We start from the raw sequence: 15,204 nt of genomic DNA on the forward strand, positions 1-15,204 counted from the left end.
GGCTCCCCGCGCGGGGAGCCGGCCGTCCGGCGTGTCAGGTGACCTCGCCGCGCCGGGCGAACCGGTCCTCGCGCCACTCGCCGGAGGCCAGCACCTCGCGCAGCGCCGCCGCCGCGTCGTGCACGTCCGTCCGGGACAGGTACAGCGGGGTGAAGCCGAACCGCATCAGGTCGGGCGCCCGGAAGTCGCCGATCACGCCGCGGGCGATCAGCGCCTGGACGATCCGGTAGCCCTCCGGGTGCCGCAGCGCCACCTGGCTACCGCGCCGCTCGGGCTGCCGGGGCGTCACCGGCACCACGTCCAGGTCGGACGTCAACTCCAGGAACAGGTCGGCGAGTTCGAGGCTCTTGGCGCGCACCGCCGCCGGATCGGCCAGCTCCCACACGTCGAGCGCGGCCTCCAGGGCGGCCAGGCCGAGCACCGGCGGCGTGCCGGTGAGGAAGCGGGTGACGCCCTCGGCGGGACGGTAGCCCGGCTCGAAGTCGAACTGCCGGGCGTGGCCGAACCAGCCGGTCAGCGGCTGCCGGGCCGCCGCGTGGTGCCGCTCGGCGGCGTACAGGAACGCGGGCGCGCCGGGTCCGCCGTTCAGGTACTTGTAGCCGCAGCCGACCGCGAAGTCCGCGCCCGCCGCGTCCAGTTCGATCGGCAGCGCCCCGGCGGTGTGGCACAGGTCCCAGACGGCGAGCGCGCCCGCGCGGTGGATGCGCTCGGTGACGGCTGCCATGTCCAGTAGTTCGCCGGTGCGGTAGTCCACGTGCGACAGCAGCACCACGGCGGTGTCCGCGTCCAGCGCCTCGTCCAGCCGGGCCGCCGAGTCGATCAGCACCGGGCGGACGCCCGGGTGCAGGCCGGCCAGGCCGTCCGCGATGTACAGGTCGGTGGGGAAGGCGCCGCGCTCGGCGACCAGCGCGCTGCGGCCGGGGCGCAGCCGCAGGGCCGCGCCGAGCACCTTGAACAGGTTGACGGAGGTGGAGTCGCAGACCACCACCTGGCCGGGGGCGGCGCCCAGCAGGTGCGCGCCGAGGCGGTCGCCGAGCCGGCCGGGCTGGTGGAACCAGCCGGCGTCGTTCCAGGACCGGATCAGGCCGGTGCCCCACTCCTCGGCCACCACCTTCGCCAGGTGGCCGGGGGTGCGGCGGGGCAGCGCGCCGAGCGAGTTGCCGTCCAGGTAGAGCACGCCCTCGGGCAGCGTGAACTGCTCGCGCATCGGGTGCAGCGGGTCGGCGGCGTCGCGGGCCGCGCAGTCCGCGCGGGTGGGGACGGCGGTGTGCGTTGTCACAGTTCGTTCCTGACTGACCACAGTTCGGGGAAGACGTCCTGGTCGGCGGAGTGCTTGAGCCAGCTCAGGCCGCTGGAGCCGCCGGTGCCGGGCTTGCCGCCCATGGTGCGCTTGACGGCCGAGTAGTGGCGCTGGCGCCAGCGGGTGACCCGCTCGGCGGTGTCGAGCAGCGCCTCGCCGAGCCGCGCCAGGTCGGCGAGCGCGGGGTCGGTGTAGACGGCCCGCCAGGCCGCCTCGACGGCCTCGTCGTGCTCGCGGCGGGCGGCGGCGGGGCCGGCGGGTATCTCCAGGCCGCGCCGGGCGAGGACGGCCAGCGCCTCGTCGTAAAGGCTGGGGGTGCGCAGCTCGGTGAACAGCTCGTCGTACTCGGCGGGGGAGTCCTGGTACATGGTCAGCAGGCGTTCGCTCTTGTTGCCGAGCAGGAACTCCAGCCGCAGGAACGCCGAGGACTGGAAGCCGGACGCCTCGCCGAGCACCGGCCGGAAGGCGTTGAACTCGTTCGGGGTCATCGCGGCCAGCAGGTCCCAGGAGGAGACCAGCACGTCCTGCACGTGCTGCCCCCGGCGCAGCGCGGCCTGCGCGCCGGTCAGGTCGTCCTCGCGCAGCGCGGCGCGGGCGGTCGTCCACTCGCGGTGCAGCAGGTCGAACAGCAGCTCCATCACCTGGGTGGTGACGATGAACGTGTACTCGGAGGGCTCCGCGCTGCGGGGCTGCTGGAGCGAGTGCAGCTCGGTCAGGCGCACGTACTGGGCGTACGGGGTGGACGCGTCGGGTGCCTGGTCGCTGCCGAACCGCAGGTGGGGCCGGTGGGTCTGCCGGGTCATGGCCGGTACCTCCTGGTCGCGCCCGCCCCGGGGTGCGGCGGACGCCACCATTGTGCGGCGCGGCGGCCTGCTCTTGAATGGGCGTCGTAGCCCGATCGGCGGCCGCTGCCTGTCGTTCGAAAGGCACTTCGGGCGAATCGCCTGACGAACACAAAGGAGCCCGATCTTGGACGCGGTGGACCGGCTGCTGCTGGCCGAACTCCAGGCCGACGCGCGGCTGTCGTACAACGAGCTGTCCCGCCGGGTGAACCTGTCGCCGCCGGCGGTGGCGGAGCGGGTGCGCCGGCTGGAGTCGGACGGCGTGATCACCGGCTACCACGCGCACCTGGACCCGGCGAAGGCCGGGGCCGCGGTGATGGCGCTGGTGACGGTGCAGTGCTACGGGCCGCGCTGCGTGCTGCGCGACCCGGAGGTGGCGCACTGGCCGGAGGTGTTCCAGCTGCACCGGGTGACCGGCGGCGCGTGCTGCGTGCTGCTGGTGGGCGTCCCCGACATGCCGGCCTTCGAGCGGCTGACCGACCGGCTGGGCGGCTACGGGCAGCCGACCAGTTCGATGATCCTGTCCAGCCCGGTGCCGTGGCGGGCGATCCAGGCGTCCTGAGCACGCGGGCGGTCAGCGCAGCCGGACGGTGACGCCGCCCTGGCGCAGCACGTCGAGGACGGCGTCGAAGTAGGAACGTTCCTCCTCGTCGGGGCCGATCACCCGGCGGGTGAGCGCCTGGGCGGAGACCAGGGCGTCGCGCCAGATCAGCACGAACGGCGGCTCGGGGGTGTAGCCGCCGCGCAGCACGTCGGCGAGGGCGTCGAGGTTGCTGCCGTAGTAGCCGCGGGGGGCGTGCACGGCGCGGCCGAGTTCGGCCCACAGGGTGGGTTCGTCGGTGACCCGGCGGCCGTGCAGGACGTACTCGGGCGGCTGCGGTGCGGTGGGCATCGGGAGTCTCCCTGCGGGTGGGTCGGGTCGCCCGGATGGGTTCGCCGGGTCGAAGGGCGGCGGTGCGCGCGCTGGGATGGGCCCTACACGTCTTCTCCTCCACCCCAGGGGCAACACCATGACCAGTCTGCACCGCACCGATCTCGGCTTGTTGGCACTGCGCACGGTGGTGGGCGGTGTCCTGTTCGCGCACGGCGCCCAGAAGCTGTTCGGCTGGTTCGGCGGCGGCGGCCTGGAGGGCACCGCGCAGGCCATGGAGCAGATGGGCTTCGAGCCGGGCGAGCGCAGCGCGCTGGCGGCGGCCCTGGGCGAGGCGGGCGGCGGCGCGCTGCTGGCGGCGGGCCTGGCCACCCCGGTGGCCGGGTCGGTGGTCGCCGGGACGATGGCCGGCGCGATCGCCGTGCACTACCCGGCGGGCTTCTTCGCGCACGGCGGCGGCTACGAGTACCCGGCGCTGCTGGGCGCCTGCGGCCTGGCGCTGGCGGTGTCCGGCCCGGGCTGCTACTCGCTGGACGCGGCCTCCGGGCACACGCTGGGCCGCCCATGGATGGGCGTGCTGGCGTTCGCGGCGAGCGCGGCGGGCGCCGTCGCGGTGGTGTCGCGCCGTCAGGACGTGCTGCGCGGGCGGGAGGCCCGGGCCGCCGACGAGGCGACCGGCGAGAACGGCACCGGGCTCTCCTGAGCACCGCGACGGGACAGGGAGATTCACATGGAGCGACGGTTGCGGACGGCGGCGGCCTGGACGGCGGCCGTGCTGCTGGGCTCGGCGGCGCTGGCGGGCTGCACCTCGAACGGCAAGCCGTCGGCGGAGGTGTCCTCGGCCTTGCAGAACGCGACGTCCGCGCTGGCCTCGGCGGCGGCGTCGGCGACCGCGAAGATCGGTTCGGCGGCGGCCTCGGCGGGCGAGTCCGCGCGGGCGGCGGCGTCCTCGGCGCTGGCGGACGTCAAGGGCGGGCTGAACGCGACCGGTGACGTGGCGCTGGGGTCGGCGACCACCGACGCGGACGGGAAGCTGTCGGTGCCGCTGACGGTCACCAACCACGGCTCCCAGCCTGGCAAGTACACGATTCAGGTCAACTTCGACGACGCCTCGGGGAACCTGCTGGACGCCACCGTGGTGAACGTGCCGGAGGTGGCCGCGGGGGCGACTGCGCAGGCCACGGCGCGGAGCAACCGTTCGCTGAACGGTCCCGTGACGGCTGTGGTGGCCAACGCCCTGCGGTACTGACCGGACACCGAACCTTAAGCGTGGCGTAAGCGTCAGATCCCGCTCTTGACGCCCGAGTTGGTCTAGTCCATTTTACTTGGCAGGTGCAGGGAGCCCCTGGGCCGGCGCTGGTGGTTCAGACCACCGGCGCCGGTTCGGCTTATCCCGGCACTGGCGTTATTGCAGGCCAACGCTCGATTCCCCTGTCATGCCCCCTGGCTGTGCGGCCCCACCTCGCACGGTTCGCACCCGGGTTTGTCAGGACCCCCACAACCAGGAGTCACGCAGCCATGCTTCGTACCGTTACCCCCGAGTCGCCCTCGCGGCGGCGCCCCAAGGGCTGGGCCGCGCTCGCGGCCGGCACCGCGGCCTCCCTGCTGCTCGGCGGCACCCTCGCGCTGTCCGGCGGCACCGCCCAGGCGGCCCCCACCAACTCGACCGGCGCGCCGGCCACCAGCGGCGGCATCAAGGTGGCGTACTTCGACCAGTGGTCGATCTACACCAACGCCTACTACCTGAAGACCATGAACGACACCGGCGCCGCCGGCAAGCTCGACTACCTGATCTACGACTTCGGCAACATCGACCCCACCAACCTCACCTGTTTCGAGGCCAACAAGGCCGCGTCGCAGAACGAGGACGACCCCAACGCGGGTGACGGCGCGGGCGACTCCTTCGCCGACTACCAGAAGAGCTTCGGCGCCGACATCTCGGTCGACGGCGTGGGCGACACCTGGAACCAGCCGATCGTGGGCAACTTCAACCAGCTGAAGAAGCTGAAGGCGAAGAACCCCAACCTCAAGGTGCTGCTGTCGATCGGCGGCTGGACCTACTCGAAGTACTTCTCCGACGCCGCGGCCACCGACGCGTCCCGCAAGAAGTTCGTGTCCTCCTGCGTCGACCTGTACATCAAGGGCAACCTGCCCCAGCAGGGCGGCTACGGCGGCCCGGGCACCGGCGCCGGCATCTTCGACGGCATCGACATCGACTGGGAGTATCCGGGCGGCAACGGCCACACCGGCAACCACTCCTCGCCCAACGACAAGCAGAACTTCACCGCGCTGCTCGCCGAGTTCCGCAGCCAGCTGGACGCCCAGGGCAAGACCGACAACAAGACCTACAGCCTCGCGGCCGCGGTCGGCGCCGGTCAGGACAAGATCAAGTACGTCGAGACCGACAAGATCGGTCAGTACCTGACCTTCCTCGACATCATGACGTACGACATGCACGGCGGTTGGGAGGCCAAGGGCCCGACCAACCACCAGGCGCCGATCTACACCAACCCGAACGACCCGATGAACCCGCTTCCGGGCGGCAACGGGAAGTACTCGCTGGACAACGCCATCAAGGCGTACACCGTGGGTGACCCGCAGTACGGCATCCCCGGCGGCTTCCCGGCGAAGAAGATCAACGTCGGCGTCCCGTTCTACTACCGCGGCTGGACCGGCGTCACCGCCGGCAACAACCACGGCCTGTTCCAGCCGGCGACCGGCCCGGCGGCCGGCGGCAGCTACTCGGGCAACGTGGCCGGCATCAAGATGTTCAAGGAGCTGAACGGCTTCGTGGACAACCCGGCCTACACCTACTGGGACGACGCCGCGAAGGCCGCGTACTTCTACGACGGCACCACCTTCTGGTCGGGCGAGAACGCCCAGTCGATCCAGGCCAAGCTGGACTACGCGCACTGCAACGGCCTCGGCGGCTCCTTCGCCTTCTCGATGTACGACCTGGGCACCCAGACCGCGCTGTTCGACAAGATGGTGAGCGCCACCAACGGCTCCGCCGCGAACTGCCCGGCCGCCCCGACCGGCTCGGCCTCCCCGTCGACCTCGACCTCGGCCTCGCCGTCGACCTCCGCGTCGCCGTCCACCTCGGCCTCCCCGTCGACCTCGGCCTCGCCGTCGCAGTCGGCCTCCCCGTCGCCGTCCACCGGCGCCTGCTCGGCCGCCCCGAGCTGGAACGCGGGCACCGTGTACGCCACCGCGACCAAGGTCTCCTGGAAGGGCCACTACTACACCAACAAGTGGTGGACCACCGGCGAGGACCCCAGCCTGAGCGGCCAGTGGGGCACCTGGACCGACAACGGCCCGTGCTGAACCCGCGCTGACTGACAGCTGAACGACCTCTCGAACGACGAGGGGCGCAGGGAGATCCCTCCCCGCGCCCCTCATCGCGTTTTCCGCCGTGCGGGAGGTGGCGGTCAGCAGGTCAGGTCGTCGGTGCGGCCGAGGGCGTCCGGCTGGGACTCCTCGATCCGGCGCAGCATCCGGGTGAGGGTGGCGGCCAGCTCGGGGCGGGCCTCGGCGGTGACGTCCCGGAGCACGTCGGCCTCGAAGACGGCGGCCATCCGCATCAGCTCGATCCACTTGTCGCGGCCGAGCGGGGTGAGCTCGATGATCACCCGGACCCGGTTGGCCTCGTCGCGCTCGCGGGTGACCAGGCCCTCGGTGACCATCCGGTCGATCCGGTGGGTCATCGCGGCCGGGGTCAGGCCGAGCCGCTTGGCGAGCTCGCCCGGGCCGAGCCGGTACGGGCTGCCGGCGAACACCAGCGCCTTGAGCACCTCCCACTCGGCGTTGGTGATGCCGAGGGTGGCCAGCTGGCGGCCGTAGGCCACGTTCATCCGGCGGGCGAGCCGGGAGAGGGTGGAGACGATGGTCTCCACCTGGGGGTCCACGGTGGGGAATTCCCGCTGGTAGAGGGCCACCTGCTCGGCGATGCCGAGTTCTGTGGGTGTGGCGGGCTCCGCTCTGCGTGCGCTCATACGGTCATTCTTCCACGCATGGTGCAGCTGTTAAGCCTTTGACGCGTTAAGGTTTCCATGCGTAGACTTTAGGTCTGAAATCTTACGGGGTAAAGCGGCGGGCAGGGGCCCGGCTTTCGTCGAGTCTTCGAGGGGTGTCAAGTGAAGGAGTGGGGCGGCCGACTGCGTCGCGTCCAGATCGGCAATGCGCTGAGCGCGTTCGGCAGCGGCTTCACGCTGCCGTACATGTTCGTGTACGTGAACGAGGTGCGCGGCCTCGGCTCGGCGGCGGCCGGCGCGGTGTTCACCGTGTTCGCGCTGGCCGCGCTGGCCGTGCTGCCGTTCACCGGCCGCGGCATCGACCGGTACGGTCCGCGTCCGGTGCTGCTGGCCGGTACGGCGATGGCCGCCGCCGGCGCGTTCGCCTTCGGCCAGGCCGCGAGCACGCCCACGCTGCTGATCTCCTCCTTCCTGTTCGGCGCCGGCGTCACCACCTGCCAGCCGGCGCTCGCCACGATGATCGTCCGCTGCACCCGCAAGGCCGAGCGCTCCCGCGCCTTCGCGCTCCAGTTCACGCTGGTCAACCTGGGCATGGGCATCGGCGCGCTGGTCGGCGGCCAGATCGTCGACACCGCCGACCCGGCCAGCCTGACCAGGCTGTTCACCATCGAGGCGCTGACCTTCCTCGGGCTGGCCGCCGTCACCGGCACCGCGAGGATGCCCGCCGCCGAGGTCGAGCCGGCCGGGCCGGCCGGCGCCGGGAGCCGGGGCGGGCTGCGGGCGCTGGTCGCCGACAAGGCGATGCTGCGGCTGTGCCTGCTCGCCGGGCTGATCTTCTTCACCTGCTACGGCCAGTTCGAGTCCGGCGTCGCCGCGTTCGCGACCCACACCGTGGGCACCCCGGAGTCCACCCTGGGCCTGGCGATCGGCGCGAACGCGCTGACCATCGTGGTGCTGCAGATGTTCGTCGTCCGGATCACCGAGCGCCGCCGCCGCACCACCGCGATGGCCGCCGCCGGCGTGGTCTGGCTCGCTGCCTGGGGCATGGCCATGGTGGCCGGCCTGATCCGCGAGCAGGAGATGGCCGCGACGGTCGCCATCGTCGCGATCTACGCCCTGTTCGGCGTCGGCGAGTCGCTGCTGGCGCCGACCATGAGCCCGATCGTCGCGGACCTCGCGCCGGCGCGGCTGGTCGGCACCTACAACTCCGGCTACGCGCTGGTGAAGCAGATCGCCGTCGCGGTCGGCCCGGCCGTCGGCGTCATGCTGGTCGGCTCCGGCACCTGGCCGCTCTACCTGGCCTCGATGGCGCTGTGCACGCTGCTGATCGTCGCCCTCGCCGTTCGGCTGCGCGGCTTCCTGACGCCCGCGCAGGACAACGTGCGGGTGATCCAGGTGCCGCAGCGCGAGCTGCGGGAGCTGGAGGCGGTGGCCTGACGGGGCTGACGGGGCTGACGGGGCTGACGTGCCTGACGGCCCGGGGCCGCTCGGGCGGGAGGATCTCTCCCGGCCGGGCGGCCCTTCGTGTGTGGGGCAGGGGTCAGTGGCGGGTCGGCATCAGGAGGGAGAAGGTGTCCTCGCGGGACGGGAAGCGGATCGCCAACGGGGCGATGGGGCCGGTCAGTTCGAGGACGAGCTGGTCGGCGCCGCCCACCGCCTCCAGCAGGAAGTCGCGGTTGACGTGGACCAGCAGCTCGGTCGGGTCGGCGCCCGGGAGGGCGTCGGCGGCGGTGGCGGTCACGGCGGTGAGGGGGAAGTCGACGCCGTCCTGGGAGCGGGTGGCGGTGGCCGGCCCGGTGGCGGCCAGCATGGAGTGCAGCTGGTCGGCCGTGAGCGTCAGCCGGTGGGTGGGCTCCAGGCGGACCACCCGGCGGTAGTCCGGGAAGTCGTGCTCGGCGCCCGCGCCGGAGAGCTCGCGGCCGGCCGCGCGGATGGCGAACCGGTCGCTGTCGAGGACGAGTTCGGCCTCGGCGTCGTCACCGGCGTCGGTGAGCAGGGCGCGGGCCGCGTCCGCGAGGGCGGTCGGCAGCAGCGCGGAGGCGGCCGGGCCGTCCAGCGCGGCCGGGCAGTCGGCAACCGCCATCCGGTAGCGGTCGGTGGCGACCAGGCGCAGCACGCCGTCCTCCGCGTCCAGGAAGATCCCCGCCACGGCGGGCACCGAGGCGTCGGACGGGGCGGCGAAACGCACCGCGTCCAGGGCGGCTGCGAGGCGGGCGGCGGGGACGGTGAGACGGGTCTGCGGCATGGGAAACTCCCTGGAGTCGAGCAAGGCACGGACAGTGGAGAGTTCACGGCGGGCATCGGAGAGGCCGTCCTCCAGCCGGCGCAGGTGCGCGTCCAGCTCGGCGCGGGCCTCGGCCGGGGAGCCGGTGAGGATCCTGGCGATTCCCGCGAGCGGCATGCCGACACGGCGCAGGCGCGCCAGCAGGCGGGCGTCCGGCAGTTGCTCGTCGGCGTACCAGCGGTAGCCCGTGTGCGGGTCCACCACGGCGGGGGCGAAGATGCCGGCGCTGTCGTAGAAACGCAGGGCGCTGACGGTCAGGCCGGTGGCGCGGGCGGTTTCGCCGATGGTGCGCAACGTGTTCTCCACGGGAGGGACTCTGGGGGCTCGACCTGGTTGAGGGTCAAACGTAGCTGCGCGACAAGCGCCGGCGGGTCCGCGTGGGCGCTCGCACGTGCAGGTCGTTGTCGTGAGTCGCGATCTTTCCGACGAGTGCGTTCCCCTTCGCGCAGTTCCCCGCGCCCCTGTTGTGCTCTCCCCGGCTTCGCACCCTGGGCCGCTAGGATTTGCGACATTGCGGACATGTCGTCAACTTGCGGGCGGACGGGGAGATATGGCGCTGGCGGTCGAGGGGCGGCGGCGGGTGGGCGGTGCGGTCGGGGCGGGGGAGCGGGGCGGGTGGTGGGGGGCGGTGGGGGTGGCGGTGTTCGCGGGGGTGGTGCGGCTGTGGGGGCTGCCGTATCCGAACGCGTTCGTGTTCGACGAGACGTACTACCCGAAGGACGCGTGGTCGCTGCTGCAGCAGGGCTACGAGGGAGTCTGGCCGGACAACGCGAACCAGCTGATCCTCGGGGTGCCGCAGGTGATCCCGCTCAGCGCGGAGCCCGCGTTCGTCGCGCATCCGCCGCTCGGCAAGTGGGCGATCGCGGTGGGGGAGCACTTCTGGGGGCTGCACCCGTTCGGCTGGCGGATCGTGGTGGCCGTGCTGGGGTCGCTGAGTGTGCTGATGCTGGCCAGGATCGGCCGCCGGCTGTTCCGGTCGACGCTGCTCGGGTGCGTCGCGGCGCTGCTGATGGGCGTGGACGGGCTGCAGTTCGTGATGAGCCGGGTCGGCCTGCTGGACGGGATCTCGGCGTTCTTCGTGCTGGCCGCGTTCGGGTGTCTGCTGATCGACCGGGACGGCGCGCGTGACCGGCTGCGGGCCGCGTGGGCGGAGGGCGGGCGCGCCGGGGACGAGGTGCGGCTCGGGGCGCGGCCGTGGCGGGTCGCCGCCGGGGTGCTGCTGGGGGCGGCGTGCGCGGTGAAGTGGAACGGGTTGCAGATCCTGGCGGTGTTCACCGTGCTGACGCTGCTGTGGGACCGGGCCGGGCGGCGGGCGGCCGGGGCGTGGCGGCCGTGGCAGTCGATGGTGCGGCGGGACCTGTGGCCGGCGGCGCTGTCGATGGTGGGCAGCGCGCTGGTGGTGTACGTCGCCTCGTGGAGCGGCTGGTTCGCGAGCAGCGGCGGCTACGACCGGCACTGGGCGGACGGCCGGGCCGGGCTGTCGCCGGAGCGGACGCCGCTGGTCGACGTCCCGCTGCCGCAGGTGCCGATGGGCTGGGTGCCCGCGCCGCTGCGCAGCCTGTGGCACTACCACGCGCAGATGTACGACTTCAATACCGGCCTGTCGTCCCCGCACGCCTACCAGTCGAACCCGTGGAGCTGGCTGGTGCAGGGCCGACCGGTCTCCATGTACTGGGAGCAGGTGGCGGACGGGCAGCGCGGCTGCCGTTCCGCGGAGGGGTGCGCGAGCCAGATCCTGGCGCTGGGCACCCCGTTCCTGTGGTGGGCGGCGTGCTTCGCGCTGGCGTACGCGCTGTACCGGTGGTTCTTCCGGCGGGACTGGCGGTCGGGCGCGATCCTGGCCGGGGTGGTCGGGATCTACCTGCCGTGGTTCCAGTACCAGCAGCGGACGATCTTCTCCTTCTACATGGTGCTGCTGGTGCCGTTCCTGTGCCTGGCGCTGGCGCAGATGCTGGGCGCGATGCTCGGTCCGGAGGGCTGCCCGCCGCGCCGCCGGCGGTGGGGGGCGGCCGGGGCCGGGCTGATCGTGCTGGCGGTCGTCGGCTGCTTCGCGTACTTCCTGCCGCTGTACACGGCGGAGGTGATCCCGATGTCCGAGTGGCGCGACCGGATGTGGTTCACCAGCTGGATCTGACCGCCCGCCGCAGGTGGGGCCACGGGCCGGGACGGGCAGTGGCCGGCGTCCGGTAAGCTCGGTCCGTTGTTGAAGGGGAGTAGCCCTCCACCGGACCGTCGACATACTGGCCCGTCCCTCGCGGACGTGCCCGGCGCCCGGGGCACCTCGCGGGGTGTCGGCGAGACCTTCGGCCGCAGTGCTGTGACCATGACCAGTGCTGCCGGGCCGAGGCGTCCCCTTCCACGGGTGCCCGGTGCCACGGCGGCCCGAGACCGAGAGACCTCCGTATCCGATGAACAGTCTGACCATCGCCGCGCTGACGTTCGGCATCATCTTCCTGTCCGAACTGCCGGACAAGACCGCCCTGGCCAGCCTGGTCCTCGGCACCAAGTACCGGGCGAGCTACGTGTTCGCGGGCATCGCCGCCGCGTTCGCCGTGCAGGTCGCGCTCGCCCTGGTCGCCGGCAGCCTGCTGGCGCTGCTCCCGCACCGCTGGGTGGAGGGCGTCACCGGCCTGCTGTTCCTGATCGGCGCCGGCATGCTGCTGTGGCACAAGGAGGAGGAAGAGGAGGAGGGCGAGGGCAAGGAGCCGAAGAACAGCTCGTTCTGGCGGGTCTCCGCCACCAGCTTCGCGATCGTTGCCGTCGCCGAGTTCGGCGACCTCACCCAGATCATGACCGCCAACCTGGCCGCCAAGTACGCGAACCCGCTGGCCGTCGGCCTGGGCTCCTGGCTGGCGCTGTGCGCGGTCGGCGGCATCGCCATCGTCGGCGGGCAGAAGCTGCTGCGGCACGTGCCGATGAAGGTCATCGTGCGGATCGCCGCGCTGGCGATGATCGCGCTGGCCGGGTTCAGCCTGTTCAAGGCGATCACCGGCTGACGCCGGTCGACAGTCGCGGTCAGCAGTCCGGGTTCTGGGCGGCGGCCTCCAGGGCGGCTCGGGTTCGTTCGTCGTAGACGCCCTTGGTGTTCTTCAGCCCGCTCCGGCGCTGGAATTCGGACAGCAGGCTCTGGGTGGCCAAGCCGAATCCCGGGTCGCCGTCTCTGGTCAGGTCTCCCTTGAGCCAGTTGGGCGGGTAGCACAGGGCCGTCACCAGCAGGTGCTGCAACTGCGTCACCTCCGGCCCCGTGTCGTTCCGCTGCAGCGTGCGGCTCGGGGCGGACGAGGACGGCTGGGCGGTGGTCGGCGCGACGGTCGGCGGGGCCTGCGCGGCGGGGGTGGTCGGGGCCGTCGTCGGGCGGGCGGTGACGGTCTGGGACGGCCGGGCGGAGACCCGGGTCGGCGACGGGCTGTCGGCGCTCGCCGACGGCTCGGTGCTCGGCGGTGCGCTCGGCGTGGTCTCCGGGGACGGGGCCAGGCCGGTCGGCGCGGGCAGCGCGTGGTCGACGGAGTCCGGCGAGGCGGACAGCAGCATGGCGAGGATCACCGCCAGCGCGGTCACGCCCACCGCGCCGCCCGCGATCACCAGCCGCTTGCGGTCGGCGCTGCGCCGGCGTTGCGCGCGGCGCTCGGTCCGGCCGGCGGGCCCGGCCGGCTCGTCCTCGTGGAAGTTGAACATGCCCAGGTCGGTCGGCGCGGGCGGCCCGGCCGGGCCTGCCGGGACCGGGGGCAGCAGGGCGGTGGCCGGTTCGGGACCGGTCGGCACCGGCGGGATCAGCGCGGTCGGCGGCTCGGGCTGCGGCTGCGGTGGCGGGACCACCCGGCCCAGCGGGATCGGCGGGCCCTGCTCGGTCTGCACGAAGCGGCCCGGCCCCTGCGGGGGGACGGGCGGCAGCAGCTGTGTCGCGGCGTCCGACGGCGCGGGGGCCGGCGCGAACGGGCTGGCCGCCTGCGGAACGTGCGGCGGCCGGCCGGGCACCGGCGGCGGAACGGCGCCCGGTGCGGACGGCTGCGGCGGGACGAACGGCGGCTGCTCGGTGGCCAGTTGGGCGGTGATCGGCTGCACCGCGGGCACCACCCGGGTGGCGAACGGGTCGCCGGCGTCCGCCACGGGCGTCCCGGCGACGTACGGGCGCACCAGCGGCGGGGCGTCCAACGGCGGGAGGACGGCGGTCTGTTCGACCGGGGAGACGGCGGGGCACGCGCAGCTGCCGGCCGGTCCCGCGGTGCCGCAGCGGGGGCAGCGGTCTGCCGACATCGGCCGGTCCTCCTCGGGTCGCAGATCGAACGGGGTGATTATGCAGGACCATCCCACGGGGCAACAGGGACGGCCGGGGCAGGGGTGCCCGATGGTCAGCCGGCCGCCACCGTCACGGCCGACTGCTCGCGGTGCTGCTGCGGGCTGACCCCGCGCACCCGCTTGAACGCGGCGCTGAGGGCGAAGCCGCTGCCGTAGCCGACCCGGCGGGCGACCGCGGTGAGGGTGGCGTCCGGTTCGGCGAGCAGGTCGGCGGCCTGGGCGAGGCGCCAGTTGGTGAGGTACGTCATCGGGGGTTCGCCGACCAGGTCGGTGAAGCGCCGGGCCAGCGCGGCCCGCGAGACGCCCGTCTCGGCGGCGAGGTCGTGCACCGTCCAGCCGCGTGCCGGGTCGCTGTGCAGCAGGCCCAGGGCGCGGCCGACCACCGCGTCGGCGTGCGCCCGGTACCAGGCCGGGGCGCGGCCGGCGTCGCGGGAGAACCAGCTGCGCAGGGCGGAGATCAGCAGCAGGTCGAGCAGCCGGTCCAGCACCGCTTCCTGGCCCGGCTCGTCGCGTCCGATCTCGGCCTCCAGCAGGGCGATCAGCGGCGAGCTCCACTCCTCGGCGGGCAGCCGCAGCACCGGCGGAAGTGCCCGCAGCAGCCGGCCGCTGACCTCGCCGTGCAGCTGGTAGGTGCCGCTGAGCAGCACGGTCGCCGCGTCCCTGGCGGTGCCCCAGGTGCGCACGCCCTGGTCGAGTTCCTCGCACAGCCGCTCGCCGCCGGGGGTGGCCGACACCTGGCCCGGGTGGATCACCACTCGGGGCGCGGTCTGCGGGCGGTCGGCGACGGTGTACGGCTCCGGGCCGCGGACGATCGCCAGGTCGCCGGCGCGCAGCGGCACCGGCGGGCCGTCGTCCGGGACGATCCAGCCGTCGCCGCGCACCGTGGTCAGCACCGTCAGCGGCGCCCGGTCCTCGATCCGGATCGCCCACGGCGGGTCGAACACCGACCGCAGCAGGAACGCCCCTTGGGCCCGGGGGCCGGTCAGCAGTGCGGCGAGCGCGTCCATGGCGGCCAGCGTAGACGCCCGGCGCCCGGCCCTGGACGCTCGCGCATGCCAACGAGCTTCCGGGCCATGGATCTTGAGGCCCGCCGCCGGTTGACTCCTCCCCATGACCACACGAACGGGGGCCCACGGCATGGCAGTTCTCCGCACACTGACGCTGATCGGCGCGACCCTGGCCACCGGGCTCTGCGCGGGCCTGTTCTACTCCTACGCCTGCTCGGTGATGCCGGGCCTCGCCAAGGTCGACGACCGCGCCTTCGTCGACACCATGCAGCGCATCAACGTGGCCATCCTGAACGGCTGGTTCATGCTCACCTTCCTCGGCGCGCTGCTGCTCGTCGTCGCCGCGGGCGTCCTCCAGTGGCGCGGCGGCGACCGCACCGTGCTGCTGTGGATCGGCGCCGCCGCCGTCCTGTACCTGGCCGTGCTGGTCATCACCGGCGCGGTCAACGTCCCCCTCAACGACCGGCTGGCCGCCGCCGGCGACCCCTACCGGCTGACCGACCCCGCCGCCGTCCGCGCCGCGTTCGAGGACACCTGGGTCCGCTGGAACCTCGCCCGCGCCGTCACCGGCACCGCCGCCTTCGCCTGCCTGACCTGGGCGCTCACCCTCTCCGGCCGAAACTCCTGACGGCA

The 15,204-nt window shown here is 73.2% G+C and carries 15 protein-coding genes; 8 read left to right on the top strand and 7 right to left on the bottom strand.

Going from position 1 to position 15,204, the window contains the following annotated elements; all coding sequences use genetic code 11:
- Positions 1 to 34: 34 nt before the first annotated feature.
- Together kynU and ACWEMJ_RS17030 are read right to left on the bottom strand one after the other, a co-directional pair.
- The gene (gene kynU / locus ACWEMJ_RS17025; protein ID WP_452137897.1) at positions 35 to 1,207 is read right to left on the bottom strand and encodes a kynureninase; all 1,173 of its coding nucleotides are present in this window, start codon (positions 1,205 to 1,207) and stop codon (positions 35 to 37) included.
- Positions 1,208 to 1,275: 68 nt separating this feature from the next.
- Entirely contained in the window at positions 1,276 to 2,103 is an 828-nt protein-coding gene (locus tag ACWEMJ_RS17030) for a tryptophan 2,3-dioxygenase (protein WP_452137842.1), read from the bottom strand.
- Between the two features lie 175 nt (positions 2,104 to 2,278).
- Between ACWEMJ_RS17030 and ACWEMJ_RS17035 the strand changes: the two genes are divergently transcribed.
- Positions 2,279 to 2,704 (top strand): Lrp/AsnC family transcriptional regulator, encoded by a 426-nt coding sequence (locus tag ACWEMJ_RS17035; protein ID WP_452137898.1) that lies wholly within the window; start codon positions 2,279 to 2,281, stop codon positions 2,702 to 2,704.
- Between the two features lie 12 nt (positions 2,705 to 2,716).
- Here ACWEMJ_RS17035 and ACWEMJ_RS17040 read toward each other — a convergent pair whose 3' ends face one another.
- A complete protein-coding gene (locus tag ACWEMJ_RS17040; RefSeq protein WP_452137843.1) occupies positions 2,717 to 3,034 on the bottom strand; it encodes a barstar family protein in 318 nt (105 codons plus the stop codon).
- A gap of 118 nt (positions 3,035 to 3,152) precedes the next feature.
- On the opposite strand from ACWEMJ_RS17040, the gene ACWEMJ_RS17045 reads away from it, so the two are divergent.
- The 3 genes from ACWEMJ_RS17045 (at position 3,153) to ACWEMJ_RS17055 (ending at position 6,337) form a co-directional block, all read left to right on the top strand.
- Positions 3,153 to 3,716: a DoxX family protein gene (locus ACWEMJ_RS17045; protein ID WP_452137844.1), complete on the top strand. Its 564-nt coding sequence runs from the start codon at positions 3,153 to 3,155 to the stop codon at positions 3,714 to 3,716.
- 27 nt (positions 3,717 to 3,743) lie between these two features.
- The gene (locus ACWEMJ_RS17050) at positions 3,744 to 4,262 is read left to right on the top strand and encodes an FxLYD domain-containing protein (RefSeq protein WP_452137845.1); all 519 of its coding nucleotides are present in this window, start codon (positions 3,744 to 3,746) and stop codon (positions 4,260 to 4,262) included.
- Positions 4,263 to 4,531: 269 nt separating this feature from the next.
- On the top strand, positions 4,532 to 6,337 hold the full coding sequence (locus tag ACWEMJ_RS17055) for a glycosyl hydrolase family 18 protein (RefSeq protein WP_452137846.1): 1,806 nt from the start codon (positions 4,532 to 4,534) through the stop codon (positions 6,335 to 6,337).
- A gap of 104 nt (positions 6,338 to 6,441) precedes the next feature.
- Here ACWEMJ_RS17055 and ACWEMJ_RS17060 read toward each other — a convergent pair whose 3' ends face one another.
- Positions 6,442 to 7,005 (bottom strand): MarR family winged helix-turn-helix transcriptional regulator, encoded by a 564-nt coding sequence (locus ACWEMJ_RS17060; protein ID WP_452137847.1) that lies wholly within the window; start codon positions 7,003 to 7,005, stop codon positions 6,442 to 6,444.
- Between the two features lie 141 nt (positions 7,006 to 7,146).
- Between ACWEMJ_RS17060 and ACWEMJ_RS17065 the strand changes: the two genes are divergently transcribed.
- Positions 7,147 to 8,421 carry an MFS transporter gene (locus ACWEMJ_RS17065; RefSeq protein ID WP_452137848.1) on the top strand — a complete coding sequence of 425 codons (1,275 nt, stop codon included), beginning with the start codon at positions 7,147 to 7,149 and terminating at the stop codon, positions 8,419 to 8,421.
- A gap of 103 nt (positions 8,422 to 8,524) precedes the next feature.
- On the opposite strand, the gene ACWEMJ_RS17070 is transcribed toward ACWEMJ_RS17065, so the two are convergent.
- Positions 8,525 to 9,574 (bottom strand): DNA polymerase III subunit beta family protein, encoded by a 1,050-nt coding sequence (locus ACWEMJ_RS17070; protein WP_452137849.1) that lies wholly within the window; start codon positions 9,572 to 9,574, stop codon positions 8,525 to 8,527.
- A 244-nt stretch (positions 9,575 to 9,818) separates the two neighbouring features.
- On the opposite strand from ACWEMJ_RS17070, the gene ACWEMJ_RS17075 reads away from it, so the two are divergent.
- Both ACWEMJ_RS17075 and ACWEMJ_RS17080 read left to right on the top strand, forming a co-directional pair.
- Entirely contained in the window at positions 9,819 to 11,402 is a 1,584-nt protein-coding gene (locus tag ACWEMJ_RS17075) for a dolichyl-phosphate-mannose--protein mannosyltransferase (protein ID WP_452137850.1), read from the top strand.
- A 274-nt stretch (positions 11,403 to 11,676) separates the two neighbouring features.
- On the top strand, positions 11,677 to 12,264 hold the full coding sequence (locus ACWEMJ_RS17080; protein ID WP_452137851.1) for a TMEM165/GDT1 family protein: 588 nt from the start codon (positions 11,677 to 11,679) through the stop codon (positions 12,262 to 12,264).
- A gap of 19 nt (positions 12,265 to 12,283) precedes the next feature.
- Here ACWEMJ_RS17080 and ACWEMJ_RS17085 read toward each other — a convergent pair whose 3' ends face one another.
- Positions 12,284 to 13,522 (bottom strand): peptidoglycan-binding domain-containing protein, encoded by a 1,239-nt coding sequence (locus tag ACWEMJ_RS17085; RefSeq protein ID WP_452137852.1) that lies wholly within the window; start codon positions 13,520 to 13,522, stop codon positions 12,284 to 12,286.
- 95 nt (positions 13,523 to 13,617) lie between these two features.
- Complete coding sequence (locus ACWEMJ_RS17090) at positions 13,618 to 14,571, bottom strand: AraC family transcriptional regulator (protein ID WP_452137853.1); 954 nt, start codon at positions 14,569 to 14,571, stop codon at positions 13,618 to 13,620.
- Between the two features lie 103 nt (positions 14,572 to 14,674).
- Between ACWEMJ_RS17090 and ACWEMJ_RS17095 the strand changes: the two genes are divergently transcribed.
- The gene (locus ACWEMJ_RS17095; RefSeq protein WP_452137854.1) at positions 14,675 to 15,199 is read left to right on the top strand and encodes an anthrone oxygenase family protein; all 525 of its coding nucleotides are present in this window, start codon (positions 14,675 to 14,677) and stop codon (positions 15,197 to 15,199) included.
- Positions 15,200 to 15,204: the final 5 nt, after the last annotated feature.

It is taken from the genome of Kitasatospora sp. NPDC004531 (assembly GCF_053602195.1).